Here is a 17325-nt window from a genome sequence, read left to right on the forward strand (position 1 = left end):
GCTGCAATGCCGCCGGTTTGCTATTTGGCTTACACCATTCCGGGGGAGGTTCTTACTAAGGGTGGCCTTAGCAAAAGCTAGCCACTGGCGTTATCTTTCTGTTACCTAGCTGGTGGTAACTGGGTTGGATAAACGTTCTTTATGCAGTAGGGCATTCATATCTGGAGGCTCGTTTAATTGTCACATTAAAATAACGAACAGTAATCTAACGTCCTTGAGTACAAAAGAGCTTCATCCTATTGCTATTTCTTACTTCCTATTGGTTACACCCGAATCGGGGCATTTAGGGTGGGTGGGCTGCAATCGTTGTCGATAGGCGAAGCTGTAGATATGTGCCAAATGGAGTATCCAGCGGGTACGGTAGAACAGTTAAGAAAAAACAAGGCAAAAGGGGAGCTGGAAACTTGTTTGAGTCTCTTTCCGATCGTTTGACGGGTGCCCTGCGGGGGCTGGGCGGGAAGGGCCGCCTGACTGAGGCGGATATTAACGCCACCGCCCGCGAGATTCGGCTGGCTCTTCTGGAAGCCGATGTCTCCCTCGAGGTTGTCCGTACCTTCATCAAGCGCATCAAGGAACGCGCTAACGAAATTATTGGCAGCCAGACTGTCAACCCGGCAAACCAGATTATTGAGGTCGTCAATGAGGAACTGATTAACATCCTCGGTGGCGAGACTCGACGGCTGAATATGTCGAAGCAGCCACCAACGGTTATCATGCTGGCCGGTCTGCAGGGCGCTGGTAAGACCACCTTGGCCGGTAAATTGGCCAGGTACCTCACGGATCAGGGGCACACCCCGGTCCTCGTCGCCTGTGACCTGCAGCGTCCGGGCGCGGTGCAGCAGCTGGAAATTGTCGCTGAGCGTGCAGGCGTGCCGTGCTTCGCACCGTTCCCGGGCACCAGCCTCGATTCCACCCATGAAATGGGCACCAGCGAGGACAATCCAGTTGACGCCGCGTTCCGTGGCCTCGCTTATGCTCGCCAGCATCGCCACGATGTGGTGATTATCGATACCGCAGGTCGCCTGGGTATCGATGAGGTTCTGATGAAGCAGGCCCGCGACATTCGCGATGCCATCAACCCGCATGAAGTTCTGTTTGTCATCGACTCCATGATTGGTCAGGACGCGGTAGAGACCGCCAAGGCCTTCCGAGACGGCGTTGACTTCACCGGCGTTGTACTGACCAAGCTCGATGGCGACGCGCGCGGTGGCGCTGCACTGTCTATCCGTGAGGTCACCGGTAAGCCGATTCTGTTCGCCTCCACGGGCGAGAAGTTGGAGGACTTTGACGTCTTCCACCCAGACCGTATGGCCAGCCGCATCCTGGGGATGGGTGACCTAAAGACGTTGGTTGAGGTCGCTTCCAAGGAAATCGATCATGAGCAGGCTGCCAAGTCCGCCCAGAAGATTGGTTCCGGTGAGCTGACTCTCGAGGACTTCCTCGAGCAGATGATGATGGTCCGCAAGATGGGCCCAATCGGCAACATCCTCAAGATGCTCCCCGGCGGCGCGGAAATGTCCAAGGCCGCGGAAATGGTCGACGAAAAGCAGCTTGACCGCATCGAGGCGATTATCCGCGGTATGACTCCGGAAGAGCGCGAGAATCCGAAGATTCTGAATGCTTCACGACGTCGTCGTATCGCCAACGGTTCCGGTGTGTCCGTTTCAGAGGTTAACCAGCTCATCGAGCGTTTCAATGAGGCGCGGAAGATGATGGCGCAGATGGCCGGCCGATTTGGTATGGGCGGTGGTCGCCCATCGAACCGCAAGGCCAAGCGTGGTCGAAAGGGCAAGGGCAAGAATAAGCGCAAGGGCGCTAACCGTGGTCCAACGCCGCCGAAGGCAATGCGCGGTGGCGGAATGCCCGGTATGCCTGGAATGCCAGGTATGCAGGGCATACCGGGTATGCCTAGCATGGCTGAACTGCAGAAGCTGCAGAAGCAGATGGGTAATCAGCTGCCAGAAGGTATGGAGGACTTTGACCTCAACAATCTCGACTTCGGACAGGGCAAGAAGTAGCGGGGACTAGAAGTAGCTAGTCCCGCAGAGCCTTCTGAATCTGGCGGTCCATTTCAGGACTGAAAGTGGCCGCTAGTTCATCGGTGATGTGATTGCTGTCGCGGTAGACGTAGATATTGCCAATAACTTTACGGCAGGTGGTCGGACCGCAGAAGATGTCGGAGAAATCTAGACTGTGCCCGTTGGGGAAGTTCGCAAGAATCTCCTCAGCGGGATTTTCTGCATTTAGGGCAGTTTTGCGGTGGATAGTGCAGTCTTCTTCCGCTTCTTCGCATACGCTGGGGGAGAATTGGTCCAAGTCCTCCCGTAGCGCCCATGGGTTATCGCGGATGGCGAAGAAATCAATTCCGCGTTCTTGTAGAGCAGCGAAAAACGAAACGTAACCATCCGGTGTGTAGTCGCCGGGCTGCGGTGGGTCCGCCTGGAACAGGGGTCTGGTTGAAGTGGTGAAAACCATCTCTGGCTGAATCTCGTCAATTTTCTGCAGAGCCTCGAAAGTCCAGGCCACGCAGATATCGCCGACTCCGTGGATCGGTTCTAAGGTCGCTGGACAGCCTTGTCGGAGAAGAACCACCACTCGGTACCCGTTGTTTTTGCCGTAGGCATCAATCGGGGCAAACCAATGTTCCATGTGCGAGCCGCCGACGATGACAATCGAGTCACTAGCATCTGGATCACCGTAGACACACGGCTGGGTCTCATCGCGCCAACGGCGATTCGGCGGGAAGTATCCGACGTCCTCACCGCCTGTCGCAAGGCAGCCATCGAGGGCAGGTTCCGGCCAAAGGTCCGTGATGAAATCGGTATTCGGCTTTGTGGCTGCCTTGGGGACCTCGTACCCGTCGGTAAGCGCGAGTGCACCTGGATAGACCTCTGGATCTAGGCTGGTGGCGGAGGCGCGATCGACGCGCACCTGTTGCACGTTGACAAGGCTGGACATGCCGACCAACGCAATGACGACAACAGTGCCGACTGCCGCTAGACGACGAGCCGGGCGACGATGCTTCATTGCGTGGATTGCATCGCCGACGACGGGCTGAGTCCGGGTCGGTCGGCGAGTCGATTGAGCCAGCGGCAGCTCGACATACTTGTTGGTGAGTTTGGCCAAAATAAAGGAAACGACGATCACTGCGGTGCCAAGCTTCAGCCCCGGAGTATCGCGGTTGAGGTAGTTTATGGCCAGGATGAGAAGAGGCCAGTGCCACAGGTAGAGCGCGTAGGCGCTCTGGCCTACTTCGCGCATTGGGCGGCTGGCCAGGAACTTGGAGATCCAGCCCGCCTCAGGGCCGGCGATAATAATCAGCGCAGCACCACCGAGGGGCCATAGGGTCCAAGGGCCTGGGAACTGTGCGGCGCCGTCGAAGATGAAACCGGTGGAGACTACCAGTGCGAGGCCGATGCTGGCTAACAGCACTCGAAGTGGCTTGGGCATGGGGATGGATCCCCGGACAAGAATCAGTCCGAGTAGTGCGCCGAGGCAGAGTTCCCAGAGGCGGCTGACAGTGGAGTAGTAGTTCCACCCCTGGTTCTCGGAGTGCATATAGAAGGCATAGGCAATCGAGCCGAGAGTGATAACTGCCAGCAACGGAGTGAGGATTCGGCGGAGTTTACCGCCGGTAGCGTCGGTGCGCTTCGCCTCCACCGGTGAGGTAACCGCGCCGACAATCTGGGGTGAGCGCGTCATCCAGGCGAGTAGGGAGATGAGCAAAATGGAGCCGAGATAAAACTCGCCCTGTACCGACATTGACCACAGGTGCTGCAGTGGGGAGGTTTCGCTCTCTGCGGCTGCGTAGTCCGAGCCCTGGAGTGCCAGTTCATAATTTTGGTAGTAGAGCAGGCTGGCGCGGAGTTGCTGGGCAATGTCGATCGTGCGAAGCGATGGAATGAAGTAAATGACAAACAGGGTTGTCGCAAAGAGGACCAGCACTAGTGTCGGGATTAGGCGACGCAGCGTGCGCCAGATGCTCCACCATGGATTGATGGACTGCCGGGGATTGATGGCATTGCGGTACTGCGCGCCGAAGAAGAAAAACCCGGAGAGCAAGAGGAATACGTCCACACCACCGGAAACGCGGCCGACGTAAACATGGAAAAGGACTACGAGGGCAATCGAAATGCCCCGTAGTCCGTCCAAGTCATACCTATATTGGGTGCCGGTGGTTTTCATAGAATGTTACGTTACCGCACTGTCAACGACGTTCAGCTTTAGTGGGTATGCAGCGTTTCGAGTGCGCAGTTTTGTTAATTTCCAAAAACTGCTGGTAACATACCTCGAGTTGTCTCAATGAGAATCCTCAGCTGAGGCACGACTGCGAATTCATCGGATCCGGCCACGGCCGCCCGGTGGTCACGCGCAGTGTAAATATCCCAAGGGCAAAACCGGTCCGAGGCACTTCGTTAGTAATTACTCGTGAGCTCGGATGCATAAGTATTGTCCAGTGACATAGAAGAAAGAGGAACTCCTCATGGCAGTCAAGATTAAGCTGCAGCGCCTGGGTAAGATTCGTACTGCTCAGTACCGCGTCGTCGTTGCTGATGCTCGTACCCGTCGCAACGGTGCGGTCATTGAGAACCTGGGCATCTACCAGCCGAAGGAAGAGCCGTCGATCATCAAGATTGACTCCGAGCGCGTTCAGTACTGGCTGGGCGTCGGTGCACAGCCGACCGAGCCGGTTCTGGCTCTGCTGAAGGTCACCGGCGACTGGCAGAAGTTCAAGGGTCTCGAGGGTGCAGAGGGCACTCTGAAGGTTGCTGAGCCGAAGCCGACCAAGCTCGAGCTGTTCAACAAGGCTCTGGAAGAGGCCAACAATGGCCCGTCCGCTGAGGCCATCACCGCTAAGCGCCGCGAGGCCAAGGAAGCAGCTAAGGCTGCTAAGGAAGCTGAGGAGGCCGCAAAGGCTGCCGAGGCTGAGGCTGCTGAGTCCGAGGCTTCCGAGGACGCCGAGTAATAAGGACGCTGAGTACGCCGCTTAGCTAATCCGGGCGCTACCTTATACTTCAAGACGAAGTGTTGGGTGGCGCCTTTTTGCTTTACGCGGGGTGTTTTACAGAGCCTTTATAAGAGAGGGAGTGTGCGCGTGTCGGTAGCTGACATGGTGCTTATTGGCCGAGTGATCAAGCCCCACGGTGTGCGCGGGGAAGTCGTCGTCGATGCGACAACGGATGATCCGGAAGGGCGTTTCGCAGTCGGGGCCACGCTGTTGGGTGTACAGGCCGGCCGTGAGGAACAGCTGACTGTGAAAACGGCACGCCCGCACCAGGGGCGTTTGCTGATTCGCTTCGAGGAGATTCCGGGCCGCAATGAGGCCGAGCGTCATCGGGGTATGAAGTTTTATGCCGAGCCCGTCTTCGAAGACGAGGACTTTTATGACTTTGAACTTGAAGGCCTGCGCGTAGTCCATAACGGCACCGATATAGGCGAGGTCACTTCTATCGTCCGCGCGCCCGCTCATCGTCTCCTTGAAGTCACGCTTGACGACGGGGCCCGGGAGGTACTCATCCCTCTGGTAGAGGACATCGTTCCGGAAGTTGACCTTGAGAATTCTACTGTCACCATCACCCCGCCGGAAGGACTGTTGGAGCTGTGAGCTTACGTCTCGATGTAGTCACAATCTTCCCGGAGTACCTCGAGCCACTGCGTCATGCGCTGCTGGGCAAGGCAATTGAGCAGGGCATTTTGAGTGTCGGAGTGCACAACCTGCGCGACTGGGCGCCAGGTGTACATCAAGCCGTGGATGACTCGCCCTACGGCGGTGGCCCCGGCATGGTTATGAAGCCGGATGTCTGGGGCCCCGCCCTCGACGAGGTGGCGACGCTGAAAGCGGAGCAGTCGCTCACGTCCGCGGTGCCACATTTGGACAATGTCCGCCATGATCAGAAACTGGGCTTGGTCGAGGAATCTTCCTATGCTGCAGCGGAAGTGCCGTCGTTAAGCGAAGAAGATTCAGCGAAGCCCCTGCTGATCGTCCCGACCCCGGCGGGCGAGCCGTTTACGCAGCAGATGGCGCAGGAGTTCTCACACGAGGAGCACATTGTGTTCGCGTGCGGGCGCTACGAGGGCATCGACCAGCGAGTTATTGATGATGCCGCTAATCGTTACCGCGTGCGTGAGGTCTCTATTGGGGACTATGTGCTGATCGGCGGGGAAGTGGCGGTGCTGGTGATTGCGGAGTCCGTCGTGCGGTTGATCCCGGGTGTGTTGGGCAATCGCAAAAGCCACGAGGAGGACTCTTTCTCTGACGGTCTGCTCGAAGGGCCGTCCTACACCAAGCCGCGCGAGTGGCGTGGACTGACAGTGCCGGACGTTCTCCTCAGCGGCAATCACGCGCTGGTGGACCGTTGGCGGCGCGACCAATCGCTCATCCGCACGGCCGAACGTCGTCCCGATTTGCTTGCCGACGTCGACCTCAGCGCCCGTGACCGGGAAATAATCCAGGGAGTCATTGGGGAAGTAACCGAGGAGAACTGCTAGTGGCACGTGTTCGAATTGCGCGACCTCGGCACGTCATTGGTTGGCTAGCTGTCCTTGGGGCGCTGGCGTGGTTCACTCAGACGCAGCTGGCGGGGAGTATGGATCAGTCGTTTGCGGGTTGGGTCAGTGACCTGCATGGGGCGCGGGATGGCCGCGTCGATAGTGTGATGCTGGCCTTGAGCGAGATTATCCGGCCGATTTACGTCGCGCCGGTCACGCTTGTTGCTGCGGCACTCCTGTGGTTCCGCTTCCGTGCGTGGGCGTTGCTATTGCCGGCGTCATTCGGTTCGTCAATTGCGGTGACTTATGCCATGAAGTGGTTTTTGGACCGCGACCGACCGGGAGAGGAGTTCTCACTGGTCAACCTGCACGATGCGGCGTTTCCTTCTGCACATGTGGCAGCGGTTACCTCCAGTGGCATGGCCGCGATGCAGCTTGCCATCCCCGTATTGCGCCGCACAGCCCGCAAGCTGCTCGACCTGGCCATCATCGCGCTTATCGGCGCTGTGGCACTGTCGCGCGTGTGGGTCGGGGCGCACTGGCTCACCGATGTTATCGGCGGCCTCATCGCCGGAGTTATCGGCTTAGCAGTTGCGCTGCTAGTTCTTAGGAGATGGCCACGAGCACGGCGCTACGCGCTGCCTTAGTCTCCTCGTAGAAGGCCACGAGTTCGCGGTACCGCTGTGTCGCAGTGGCTTCGTCGATAAGCGAACCATTGTCCGTGATGCGGGCGGCAAGATCGATGCTTGCCAGCGTCTGGTGCACGTCGCCGACGCGATCGGCGCGGATGACTGCGGACAGCGGCTTGCGGCAGACGCGGTCGGCACCGAGGATGGCCTCCGCCAGCGGGTCGCCGAGTGCCTGGCCGTCGATGGGATTGCCGGTCAACGTGCGCAGCAGGGACTCCCAGTCCGTGTCGATGTCCAGGGCATCTTCGTCCGGAACGTCGACGAAGTGCTGCAGGATAATCTTCTCCGCGCCGTCGGTAACAAGCCCCGCCGTGCCGCCGTCGCTGGTCGCCGCAGGTGCTGCGACCTCAACTAACCGCGCTGCCTCCTCGTCGGAGATGCGCAGGTATTCGGCACAGAGTTTCTGCTTCATGGGGCTCCTTTTCCGGTGATTACTGCGAGCCTTCTGTGGGGCGTTCGCCAATTGGTACTTCCACGATAGTAAAGTTGCCCGGGTGATTTCATCAGTAATTGCCCGAGAACTCGCCGCCACTGGTGCGGACGTTGCCGAAAGTGCCGTCGCCGCCGCTATCAAGCTTCTCGACGAAGGCAACACCGTGCCTTTCATCGCCCGCTATCGCAAGGAAGTAACCGGCGGGCTCGATGACACACAGCTGCGTTTCATCGAGGAACGCGTCGTCTACCTGCGCGAACTAGAAGAGCGCAAGCAAACGATTCTCGCCGCCATTGAAGAGCAGGGAAAGCTTAACGACGATCTCAAGGCCGCCATCCTCGCCTGCGACACTAAGGCGCGGTTGGAGGATCTCTACCTGCCGTACAAGAAGAAGCGCAAGACCAAGGCCGATATTGCACGTGAGGCCGGGTACGAACCGCTGGTGGAGGAGCTGCTGGCCGACCCAGCCGCGGACCCCGAGACTCTGGCCACTAAGTACGGCGAGGCAGCTGGTAAGGATGCGAAGGACGCTCTGACCGGTGCCCGTGCCATCTTGGTCGATCGCTTCGCTACCGATGCTGATTTGGTTGGCTCTGTCCGTGAGCAGGTGTGGTCCTCCGGTTCCGCCGCCGCTGCCGTGGTGGAGGGCAAGGAGACTGCGGGTGCGAAGTACCGTGACTACTTCGAGCACAACGAACCTCTGGACACCATGCCTAGCCACCGCGTGTTGGCCGTGCTGCGCGGTGAGGCCGAGGGCATCCTGACGCTCAACATCGATGCGGGTGAGGATGAGACCTACGAGCACATGATCCGTGAGGCCTTTGAGCTTCCCGACGGCGGTACCTCCAAGTGGATTGACCAGGCCGTTCGTTTCGGTTGGCGCACCAAGTTGGAGGTGTCCGCTGCCCTCGATGCCCGCACTCGACTGAAGGAGCGCGCCGAGGCCGAAGCCGTGGATGTCTTCGCCCGTAACCTGCGTGACCTGCTGCTGGCCGCACCGGCTGGCCAGCGCGCCACTCTCGGCCTGGACCCGGGATACCGCAATGGTGTTAAGTGCGCCGTTGTCGACTCCACTGGCAAGGTGCTCGACACTGCCATCGTCTACCCGCACCAGCCGCGCAATGACTGGTCCGGCGCCAAGGAGCAACTGGCCACTCTCTGCGCCACGCACCGCGTGGAGCTCATGGCCATCGGCAACGGCACCGCTTCCCGCGAGACCGAAACCCTGGCCCGCGAAATCGCTGACCTGATAGCTCAGGCCGGTGGCAAGAAGCCGACCCCTGTGGTGGTTTCTGAGGCCGGTGCTTCCGTCTACTCCGCATCGTCCCTGGCAGCAGCTGAGTTCCCGGACATGGATGTATCTCTCCGCGGTGCCGTATCGATTGCCCGCCGCCTGCAGGACCCGCTTGCTGAGCTCGTCAAAATCGATCCGAAGTCCATCGGTGTCGGCCAGTACCAGCACGACGTTTCCCAGACCAAGCTCGAGCACTCTCTCGATGCCGTGGTCGAGGATGCCGTCAACGCTGTCGGCGTGGAGGCCAACACCGCCTCTGCGCCGCTGCTCGGTCGCGTTGCTGGCGTGTCCTCGACTGTTGCGGACAACATCGTCGCTTACCGAGACGAAAACGGCGCTTTCACCTCCCGCAAGGAGCTGCTGAAGGTTCCGCGTCTTGGCCCGAAGGCCTTCGAGCAGTGCGCCGGCTTCCTTCGCATCCACGGCGCTAACAACCCGCTGGATGCCTCCGCCGTGCACCCGGAGTCCTACCGCGTCGTCGATGCCATCGCCGCTTCGACCGGCGTTAGTGTCCAGGAGCTCATCGGCAACTCCCGTGTCCTGTCCAAGGTGCGTGCTGCAGACTTCGTCGACGAGTCCGCAGGTATCGGCCTGCCCACCGTCCAGGACATCTTGACCGAGCTGGACAAGCCCGGCCGCGATCCGCGTCCCGAGTTCGTCACCGCCACCTTCAAGGAAGGCGTGGAGAAGGTCTCCGATCTTCAGCCCGGCATGATTCTCGAGGGCACCGTCACCAACGTCGTGGCCTTCGGCGCCTTCGTCGACGTCGGAGTCCACCAGGACGGCCTCGTCCACGTCTCCAACATGGCCCGCGGTTTCGTCTCCGACCCGCACGAGGTCGTCCGCTCGGGCGAGGTGGTCAAGGTGAAGGTTCTCGACGTTGACGTCGAACGCAACCGCATCGGTCTATCGCTCAGGCTTGACGACGACGCCTCGGATGCCAAGCCAAAGCGTGACGGCGGTCGCGGAGAAGGCCGTGGAGGCGGCCGAAAGCGTGGTTCCCAGAATAAGAAGCGCGGTGGAGCCAACCGCGGTGGAGGCGGCGGTTCCATGGCTGACGCGCTGCGCAGGGCAGGCTTTTAGCTCCTGATCTGTTAGCGCTTGATTTATTAGCGCATAGCCTATTGGCGCATAGCGTCGATGCGGCTGTTGATCTCACCCGCGACAGCCGCAGCCATTCCATCCGGTACGACGATGGTGTAATCGGACCCCGAGGTCTCAATCTTGACTGCCTCGCCTGACCGTGCCGCCACGGTGATGCGGCCATCATTGCCAAGTCGAAGCCCAATACCGCCACCGTCGGCCCAGTTATAAGTGGCCGGCTTCGCATATTTGATGGTTCGAAGCTCAATGGGGTGTTTCATCTTCAGCGGTCCACAGCCGTTAAAAACGGTAATGGAATCTGTCTTCGGGTCCGTGTCTAGTGTCATGCCGGTTTCATATGCGATGAGGAATAGCGGCGTGCACAGCAGAAAAACAATGCCGAGGCTTGGCAGGAACACTGCGAGCGCTACAGACACCACGCACCAGACTGCGAGGGTGACCTTGACCCCCTTAGAGATGGCCACACTGACATCGATGGGAGTCGGGGCTCCTTCTCGATGGGGCAACTGTGGCGATGTCGGCTCGGTGACCGTGGCGTCGGTAAGCGAGGAGTAGTCCTTGAGGCGGCGCGTCACGAGCAGGGCCGCTACTAGGCCGATGATGACGCCGGCTATTGCATAGATCCAGCCGATTCGGGCGGTCGTAGGGTCCGTCGTGCCGATCTGCGGGATGATAATCGCGAATTCAATGCCGATTAAGAAGCCGCAGAGGGCGAGGTTGGTTATTGCAATTGGCTTGCGCACGACAAGCGGCGTGCTGGTCTTTGCACCGAGCCAACCGATCTGCGCACATGCGATGACGATGATGGCCATAATCAATGTGCTTTGAATTGGCGGCATGAAACCGTTGGGAGTGCCGCTACCGCTCCAATGCGTTGCTAACTGCTCCGGTAGTCGGTCGGAAATGGCAATTACCCACAGAAGCTGTGCAATCGCCAGAACGCACGGGGCGATGATTGTTCCTCGAACAATCCAGGGGTCAAAGCGTGGAATCTGCTGCATGGAGACAATCTAGCAGTTGGGGGGGGCTTTGTAGCAACGGTCGGCAGCGGTCGTTATTGGAGTGCTGTATCAGCGTGACGTTGTAGCGAGCGGTTGTAGCGTGCCGTCTTAGTGTGCGCGGAGTTTCGCCAGAAGATGCACCTCGTGACATTTGATAACACGCTCAACAATTCACTCGAATGTACAAGCGAAAAAGTTTTATTAAAGGGGTTGCGCAATCGAATGGGTGTGCTAAAATGGAGGCATCAAGAACAAAGTGCTTGAGCTTCTCTTCTTGGCGTTGGGCTAGTGGTATTCACTGGTTATCGACACTGAGCGGGGTTGGGGCTTTGGGGGAACAATGTCTGAAAAAGATAGTCCGGCCAAACAACCGTCCGATGTTTACCAAGCGGCTCTGCTGCCTGAAGCGCCGCAGTTTTTCCACGAGTCATCCACGAACCAGTTGGCGGTGGCGGGTATCCAACGCAATCGCCTGGAACTGGGTATAGCTTGCGGTTGCACGCCGAAGTCGCTTGAGATTGATGTGGATGCATACATTGCTGAAATCGCACCCGAGTTGGGTATTTCCCGCGGTAAGGCGCTCGAGTATGTAGAGGTCGGCATTCAGTTAGCGCGTATGCCCCGGCTGGGTGCCTTTATTAAAGCTCGAGCTCATTTGCCCTTTGCGCATCTGATCACCATTGCTCGCGCGACAGCGCCGCTCCACGATCCAGAGGTGCGTGCAGCTGTTGAAGAAGAAATTGCCCGCTTTGTCATTCCCCGAAAGCATGGCGAGGCACTCCGGGGAGTTCGCAGCCTACATAAATTCCTGCAACGGGTTATCGAAGAAATTGAACCTCAGCTTCGCCCCAAAAACCTTCCGGGTGATGTCGATCCGCTGCTTCCTGCAGGAGAACGCGAAATAGTAGGAGAGAGTATCGGTTTTGAAGAGAGCGACAACTTCGCGGAAGTTTTTATGGAGCTGGAAAAGACCCGCGCTCTCGAATTCAAAACCACCCTCGAGTCCATCTCCAGCTCAGCTGGCTGCACTCGAGTCGAAGCTTTGACACACCTCATCCGCGGCACCGCCGAGGCAAAAATCGTACTCAACCTATACTGTCCTGCCACAGAGGAGCGTCCCCGCACCGCCTGGCTTGGCGGCGTTGGCTGGATCTCGCAGTTAGCTACGCAGGCGTGGATTGATAAGGTCACGCATATTCGTATGCTTGCCGACGAAACCGCGGAGGGCTACGCCCCAACCGAAAGTCAGAGAGCCTTCGTTAAAGGTCGGGACGGAACGTGTCGCTTTCCGGGGTGTGATGTACCCGCGGAGCTCTGCGACATTGACCATATTGAGCCGTACGACAAAGAGCACCCAGAGGAGGGCGGGGCAACAGAAACGCCGAACCTCCACTGCCTCTGCCGCCGGCACCACAACATGAAAACAGCTGGTCTGTGGAATGTTGCACGTGATCGGGATGGGGTGGAACTGTGGACGTCGTCAAGCACGGGCAAAAAGGCGGTGAGCCTGGAAGACGGGCCGCTTGCCGGGCACGGGCGCTACACTTTCGACAAACGGGGACTGCGGATGACGCAGGCGCTGGCAGAATATAACGAGTATCGCCAGGAGCTGATAGAGCAATCACGGAAGCTGGTCGAGGAAGCGCGCAGGGGAGAAGACACCGATACTCCCAACCCGCAAGACCCCCAAGACTCGGAAGCTCCCCAAGACCCGCAAGACCCGCCGAACATGGAAGAGTTTGGTTTCTGACCAGGGGGTGTGTAATAATTTCCAGGTTGTCTTTATAGGCAGCTTTACCTGTTTCGGGCATGAACCGGCCGAGCGTCCCTCTGTGGGAAAGCGCCGCCAGGGTCCTCTGTCTATGCAAAAAGTAAAGGAATAAGTTTCCATGAACATTCTTGACAAGGTTGATGCAGCATACCTGCGCGACGACATTCCGGAGTTCCGCGCTGGTGACACCGTCGAGGTCGACGTAAAGATTGTCGAGGGTAAGACCGAGCGTATTCAGGTCTTCAAGGGCGTCGTTATCCGTCGTCAGGGCGGCGGCGTCCGCGAGACCTTCACCGTCCGCAAGGTATCCTTCGGTATCGCTGTTGAGCGTACCTTCCCGGTGCACTCCCCGAACATCGACGAGATTCGCGTTGTCTTCAAGGGCGACGTTCGCCGTGCGAAGCTGTACTACCTGCGCAACCTGCGCGGTAAGGCTGCACGCATCAAGGAGCGCCGCTAGTCTTTTGGCGCAAAATAATCCCCATCGAGTGTTGAGCTCGGTGGGGATTTTTCTATCGCGTATAGTCTTTTCCCATGACCGACGACGATTCTCGCGAACAGACTGACGGCCAAAAAGAAGACCGTACTGAAGGCTTGAAAGGCTTCCGGAAACTTGACGAGGAGCCTGAAAAGCACACTCCGTGGTACATCGAGATTCCAATCATTATCGTGATTGCCCTGCTCATCAGTGCTGGTGTGCAGTCCTTTATCGGCCGTGTCTACGTGATTCCATCCGAGTCGATGCAGCCGACGCTCAACGGATGTGTCGGGTGCACCGGTGACCGCATTTGGGTGGATAAGGTTTCCTACCAGTTCTCAGATCCCAAGCCCGGCGATGTTGTCGTCTTTAATGGCCCGGAGTCCTGGAATAGTAACTACGTGTCACAGCGTTCTACTAACCCGGTGGCAAACTCGCTGCAGACGGTTGGTTCCTGGATTGGCCTTGTCGCCCCTGATGAAAATGCGTTGGTCAAGCGTGTGATTGCCACGGGTGGGCAGACTGTGCAGTGTCGCCCAGGAGATCCCGGCATCATGGTTGACGGCAAGATGACAGACCAGGATTTCATTAAAACTCCAGCAGACAAGCCGGTGGTGGATAATCTTGGCTCAGAGCAGTGTGGTGGCCCGTACTTCGGGCCGGTAACAGTGCCGGAGGGGCATCTGTGGGTCATGGGTGATAACCGCACCAACTCCGCGGACTCTCGCTATCACATGGGCGACGAGCTGCAGGGTACTGTGCCACTGGATAACGTCGTCGGCAAGGTGCAGGCAATCATCCTGCCGTTTAACCGCATCGGTGGCGTCGATGATCCGGACATCCAGCACAACTAGTCAGCACAGTCTGCTCACGCCGCCGGCGCCGAAACTGCGGAGGCTGAAGCAGTCGCGCACGATAGAGGTCGCGCTGGCAAAGCGCGGCTTTGGACCTGTAGCCGGGGTCGACGAGGCTGGTCGCGGCGCCTGTGCAGGCCCGATAGTTATCGCCGCCTGCTGCCTTCCAGAACGCCCTATCGCAGAGCTGGATAAGCTCACCGATTCTAAAAAGCTCACGCCGGCCGCACGTGAACGGCTCTTTCCGCTCATCCAACGCTTCGCCACCTCTTTTTGCGTGACGACGATTCCCGCGTCCTACATCGACCAATTCGGCATCCAGGACGCGAATGTCACTGGAATGCGCCGCGCGGTAGCCGGGTTGGGGCAGCGTCCTGGCTACGTGCTTACCGACGCACTCAAGGTGTCTGGCTTCACGGCACCCTATTTGCCCGTGATTGGTGGTGATTCCGCTTGCCGATGTATTGCTGCTGCGAGTGTCTTAGCCAAAGTCACCCGCGACCGCATTATGGTTGACCTATCGGAGAAGTATCCGGACTATGGTCTGGCGGGGCATAAGGGCTACGGCACGTCATCGCATATGGAAGCGATTTCACGCCATGGCGCAACCCCGGAGCATCGGTGGTCATACCGCAATGTGCGCTTGGCACACGCGGAGTATCTTGAGCACCCCGAATAGACCAACATGTACAAAAAGAGCAACATGTAAACACTCGAAGGAGCCGTCGCGGTCGTGAGCGCAGAAGATCTAGAAAACTACGAGGCCGACGTTGAACTATCCCTGTACAAGGAGTTCCGCGATGTCGTTAGTCAGTTTTCGTACGTTGTTGAGACGGAGCGCAGGTTCTACCTTGCTAATGCTGTGGAGCTGATTCCGCACAACAGCGAAAACGAGGTCTATTTCGAGCTGCGGATGTCGGATGCGTGGGTGTGGGATGTCCATCGCCCGGCTCGGTTTGTCCGCTACGTGCGCGTTATCACTTTCAAGGATGTCAATATCGAGGAACTGGATAAGCCGGACTTGCGACTGCCGTAGGTTATCGTCGCCTGTCATCGCATGTTATGGCTAGCTGCTAACAGTTATCCACAGTCGAAAAATTATCCACAGTTAGGGCCCTCTGAGCATTTATCGGAGGGCCTTTGTCATGCCCGCTGTGCAAGAGTGTTTCCGAACCGCCAAGGCGGCAAAAGTCTAGGCAGTAAACCGCCAAGGCACAATTCAACGGGGAACCAGGGGGACCGGGGCTATGACACAGAGCTTTGAAGAACTAACCACAAGACAGCTCGGCGCGTTTGGGGAGGATTTCGTTGCTGAGATGTTGGAGGATCAGGGGTGGGAAGTTATTGCTCGGAATGAGCGGGTGGGGCGCTATGAGCTCGATCTTATTGCTGAAGATGTTGACGGCAGGCTGCATTTTGTGGAGGTAAAAACGCGGCGCAGCTCGCGAAGTAGTCAGTTTGGGGACGGCAGAGAGTCCATCACAGCAGCCAAGCTTCGTCATTTGCGCAAGGCGGCGGGACAGTGGCTGTCAGAGAGTTCTACCTACTGGTTAGAGTCCGTAGTTATCGACTGCGCAGAAGTCACAGTGTCCAGCCCTTCGTCCGGTCCTCCAGTCGTTGCAGTTACGTACATTCCCGCAATCAGCGACGCAATCATGTGGGACTGCTAGATGACTGTCGGTACAGCTCTTGCAGTCAGCCTCAGCGGCATTGAAGGAACTATTGTGCAGGTGGAAGCCGATGTTGGGCGTGGCTTGCCGGGAATGTATATCGGTGGGCTCGGCGATGCCGCCGTCGGAGAAGCCAAACATCGCGTGCGCACGGCGGTTGCTAACTCGCAGTTGCCCTGGCCGAAGACAAAAGTCGTGGTGAGTCTGTCGCCGGCGCATATCCGCAAGCACGGCACTAGCTTTGACCTCGCCATCGTCTGCGCCATCCTTATCGCAACCAGCGATGACATGGAGGCCCGAGGTCGTCTCCGCCACACGGTTCTCATTGGCGAACTTGGGCTCGACGGTTCCATTCGCCCGGTGCGTGGAGTGCTGCCGCAGGTCCTTGCCGCCCGCGAGGCAGGTGCCCATTGGGTTGTCGTCCCCGCCGCCAACGCCGCCGAGGCCGCGCTCGTCGACGGCATCGCAGTCTGCACCGCAGCCGACCTCACACAGCTATGGGGCTGGGTACTCACCGGCTCAGGTTTGACGACCGCGCTTAACGACGACCCCAGCGAACAAGCCTTCTCGGTAGACCTGGCCGATGTCGATGGCCAACCTGAGGCCCGCTTCGCCCTCGAGGTAGCCGCAGCAGGTGGGCACAATCTGTTCATGCAGGGTTCTCCGGGAACTGGGAAGTCCATGCTCGCTGAGCGCTTGCCCACAATTCTGCCGCCATTGCAGAAGTGGCAGCAGCTGGAGGTCACCGCGCTGCATTCGGTGGCCGGAGCGCTCGATACTGCGGACACTCTTATTCAACATCCGCCGTTTGTGGCTCCACATCACAGCGCGACTGTGGCAGCGTTAGTCGGCGGCGGTGCTGTGCCCAAGCCCGGCGCGATTAGCCTTGCCCACCATGGGGTGCTGTTCTTGGACGAAATCACCCTCATGCGCCCGGCGGTATTGGATGCGTTGCGGATGCCGATGGAAAACGGGGTGGTCGTCCACCTGCGTACGCACCATCGAGTGACCTTTCCGGCGAGAACACAACTAGTCATGGCGACCAATCCCTGTCGGTGTGGGGCGGCGTATGCCAGCGAATGCACCTGTTCTAGTACCGAGCGAGCCAAGCATGGTCGCGCATTATCGGGCCCGCTACGCGATCGCATGGATCTCAACGTCACGCTCAGTCCTGCCGGGGCCAAGCTGGGAATTAAAAACAAAGCACACAATGAGCCCTCCGCGGCCGTTCGCGATCGGGTACAGGCCGCACGTGACCGTGCCCGACATAGGTGGCAGGCCCTGGGGCTTGCCGACGAAGCAGCCGTCACCAACGCGAGTGTGCCACGCTCGCTTCTCCGTCGTCACGCGGGCTTAGACGAAGAAGCGATGGCGTTATTGGACTTCCAGTTGAGGAACGGAGAGATTACCCAGCGGGGAGTGGACAAAGTAATCGCAGTGGCGTGGACGCTCGCAGACCTCGGGGGAGTAGACGCGTTTACCTTCGAGCACGTGCAACGTGCCTGCCAGCTGCATGACCGCGAGGGCGGCTAATACAACCGA

General features: G+C 58.6%; 16 protein-coding genes. 13 read left to right on the plus strand and 3 right to left on the minus strand.

Annotation, left to right across the window (positions count from 1 at the left end):
* The first annotated feature begins 404 nt into the window (after nucleotides 1-404).
* On the plus strand, nucleotides 405-2018 hold the full coding sequence (gene ffh, locus CHU70_RS08800) for a signal recognition particle protein (protein WP_049189530.1): 1614 nt from the start codon (nucleotides 405-407) through the stop codon (nucleotides 2016-2018).
* Between the two features lie 16 nt (nucleotides 2019-2034).
* Here the strand turns inward: ffh and CHU70_RS08805 are convergent, their stop codons facing one another.
* Nucleotides 2035-4185, minus strand: coding sequence for an acyltransferase family protein (locus tag CHU70_RS08805; protein ID WP_070595137.1), 2151 nt, complete (start codon nucleotides 4183-4185; stop codon nucleotides 2035-2037).
* A gap of 298 nt (nucleotides 4186-4483) precedes the next feature.
* Between CHU70_RS08805 and rpsP the strand changes: the two genes are divergently transcribed.
* The 4 genes from rpsP to CHU70_RS08825 all read left to right on the plus strand — a co-directional run bounded on the left by rpsP (nucleotide 4484) and on the right by CHU70_RS08825 (nucleotide 7136).
* Entirely contained in the window at nucleotides 4484-4966 is a 483-nt protein-coding gene (gene rpsP, locus CHU70_RS08810) for a 30S ribosomal protein S16 (RefSeq protein WP_038628648.1), read from the plus strand.
* Between the two features lie 144 nt (nucleotides 4967-5110).
* Nucleotides 5111-5605 carry a ribosome maturation factor RimM gene (gene rimM, locus CHU70_RS08815; protein WP_049171609.1) on the plus strand — a complete coding sequence of 165 codons (495 nt, stop codon included), beginning with the start codon at nucleotides 5111-5113 and terminating at the stop codon, nucleotides 5603-5605.
* Nucleotides 5602-6489 carry a tRNA (guanosine(37)-N1)-methyltransferase TrmD gene (gene trmD, locus CHU70_RS08820; RefSeq protein ID WP_049171525.1) on the plus strand — a complete coding sequence of 296 codons (888 nt, stop codon included), beginning with the start codon at nucleotides 5602-5604 and terminating at the stop codon, nucleotides 6487-6489. The genes rimM and trmD overlap by 4 nt, the downstream gene beginning before the upstream one ends.
* Nucleotides 6489-7136 carry a phosphatase PAP2 family protein gene (locus CHU70_RS08825; RefSeq protein ID WP_070439622.1) on the plus strand — a complete coding sequence of 216 codons (648 nt, stop codon included), beginning with the start codon at nucleotides 6489-6491 and terminating at the stop codon, nucleotides 7134-7136. Before trmD ends, CHU70_RS08825 begins: the two co-directional genes overlap by 1 nt.
* Here CHU70_RS08825 and CHU70_RS08830 read toward each other — a convergent pair.
* Nucleotides 7096-7590 carry a DUF1877 family protein gene (locus tag CHU70_RS08830; RefSeq protein ID WP_049171521.1) on the minus strand — a complete coding sequence of 165 codons (495 nt, stop codon included), beginning with the start codon at nucleotides 7588-7590 and terminating at the stop codon, nucleotides 7096-7098. The two genes, CHU70_RS08825 and CHU70_RS08830, sit on opposite strands and share 41 nt — an antisense overlap.
* Nucleotides 7591-7672: 82 nt before the next feature.
* Between CHU70_RS08830 and CHU70_RS08835 the strand changes: the two genes are divergently transcribed.
* A complete protein-coding gene (locus tag CHU70_RS08835) occupies nucleotides 7673-9988 on the plus strand; it encodes a Tex family protein (RefSeq protein WP_187269953.1) in 2316 nt (771 codons plus the stop codon).
* A 38-nt stretch (nucleotides 9989-10026) separates the two neighbouring features.
* Here the strand turns inward: CHU70_RS08835 and CHU70_RS08840 are convergent, their stop codons facing one another.
* Complete coding sequence (locus tag CHU70_RS08840; protein ID WP_049171516.1) at nucleotides 10027-11010, minus strand: DUF1648 domain-containing protein; 984 nt, start codon at nucleotides 11008-11010, stop codon at nucleotides 10027-10029.
* A gap of 340 nt (nucleotides 11011-11350) precedes the next feature.
* On the opposite strand from CHU70_RS08840, the gene CHU70_RS08845 reads away from it, so the two are divergent.
* The 7 genes from CHU70_RS08845 (at nucleotide 11351) to CHU70_RS08875 (ending at nucleotide 17316) form a co-directional block, all read left to right on the plus strand.
* Nucleotides 11351-12760, plus strand: coding sequence for an HNH endonuclease signature motif containing protein (locus CHU70_RS08845; RefSeq protein ID WP_049170763.1), 1410 nt, complete (start codon nucleotides 11351-11353; stop codon nucleotides 12758-12760).
* Between the two features lie 139 nt (nucleotides 12761-12899).
* The gene (gene rplS, locus CHU70_RS08850; protein ID WP_048761860.1) at nucleotides 12900-13241 is read left to right on the plus strand and encodes a 50S ribosomal protein L19; all 342 of its coding nucleotides are present in this window, start codon (nucleotides 12900-12902) and stop codon (nucleotides 13239-13241) included.
* Between the two features lie 74 nt (nucleotides 13242-13315).
* Nucleotides 13316-14113: a signal peptidase I gene (gene lepB / locus CHU70_RS08855; protein ID WP_048735525.1), complete on the plus strand. Its 798-nt coding sequence runs from the start codon at nucleotides 13316-13318 to the stop codon at nucleotides 14111-14113.
* Nucleotides 14088-14792, plus strand: coding sequence for a ribonuclease HII (locus CHU70_RS08860; RefSeq protein ID WP_224783775.1), 705 nt, complete (start codon nucleotides 14088-14090; stop codon nucleotides 14790-14792). The genes lepB and CHU70_RS08860 overlap by 26 nt, the downstream gene beginning before the upstream one ends.
* A gap of 54 nt (nucleotides 14793-14846) precedes the next feature.
* Complete coding sequence (locus tag CHU70_RS08865) at nucleotides 14847-15149, plus strand: DUF2469 domain-containing protein (protein WP_005509529.1); 303 nt, start codon at nucleotides 14847-14849, stop codon at nucleotides 15147-15149.
* A gap of 211 nt (nucleotides 15150-15360) precedes the next feature.
* The gene (locus CHU70_RS08870; RefSeq protein WP_049194021.1) at nucleotides 15361-15783 is read left to right on the plus strand and encodes a YraN family protein; all 423 of its coding nucleotides are present in this window, start codon (nucleotides 15361-15363) and stop codon (nucleotides 15781-15783) included.
* Complete coding sequence (locus CHU70_RS08875; RefSeq protein ID WP_070595130.1) at nucleotides 15784-17316, plus strand: YifB family Mg chelatase-like AAA ATPase; 1533 nt, start codon at nucleotides 15784-15786, stop codon at nucleotides 17314-17316. It abuts the gene before it with no gap.
* Nucleotides 17317-17325 lie beyond the last annotated feature (9 nt).

Origin of the sequence: Corynebacterium sp. LK10, from assembly GCF_008042455.1 — a bacterium.
Classification (GTDB): Bacteria; Actinomycetota; Actinomycetes; order Mycobacteriales; family Mycobacteriaceae; genus Corynebacterium; species Corynebacterium jeikeium_D.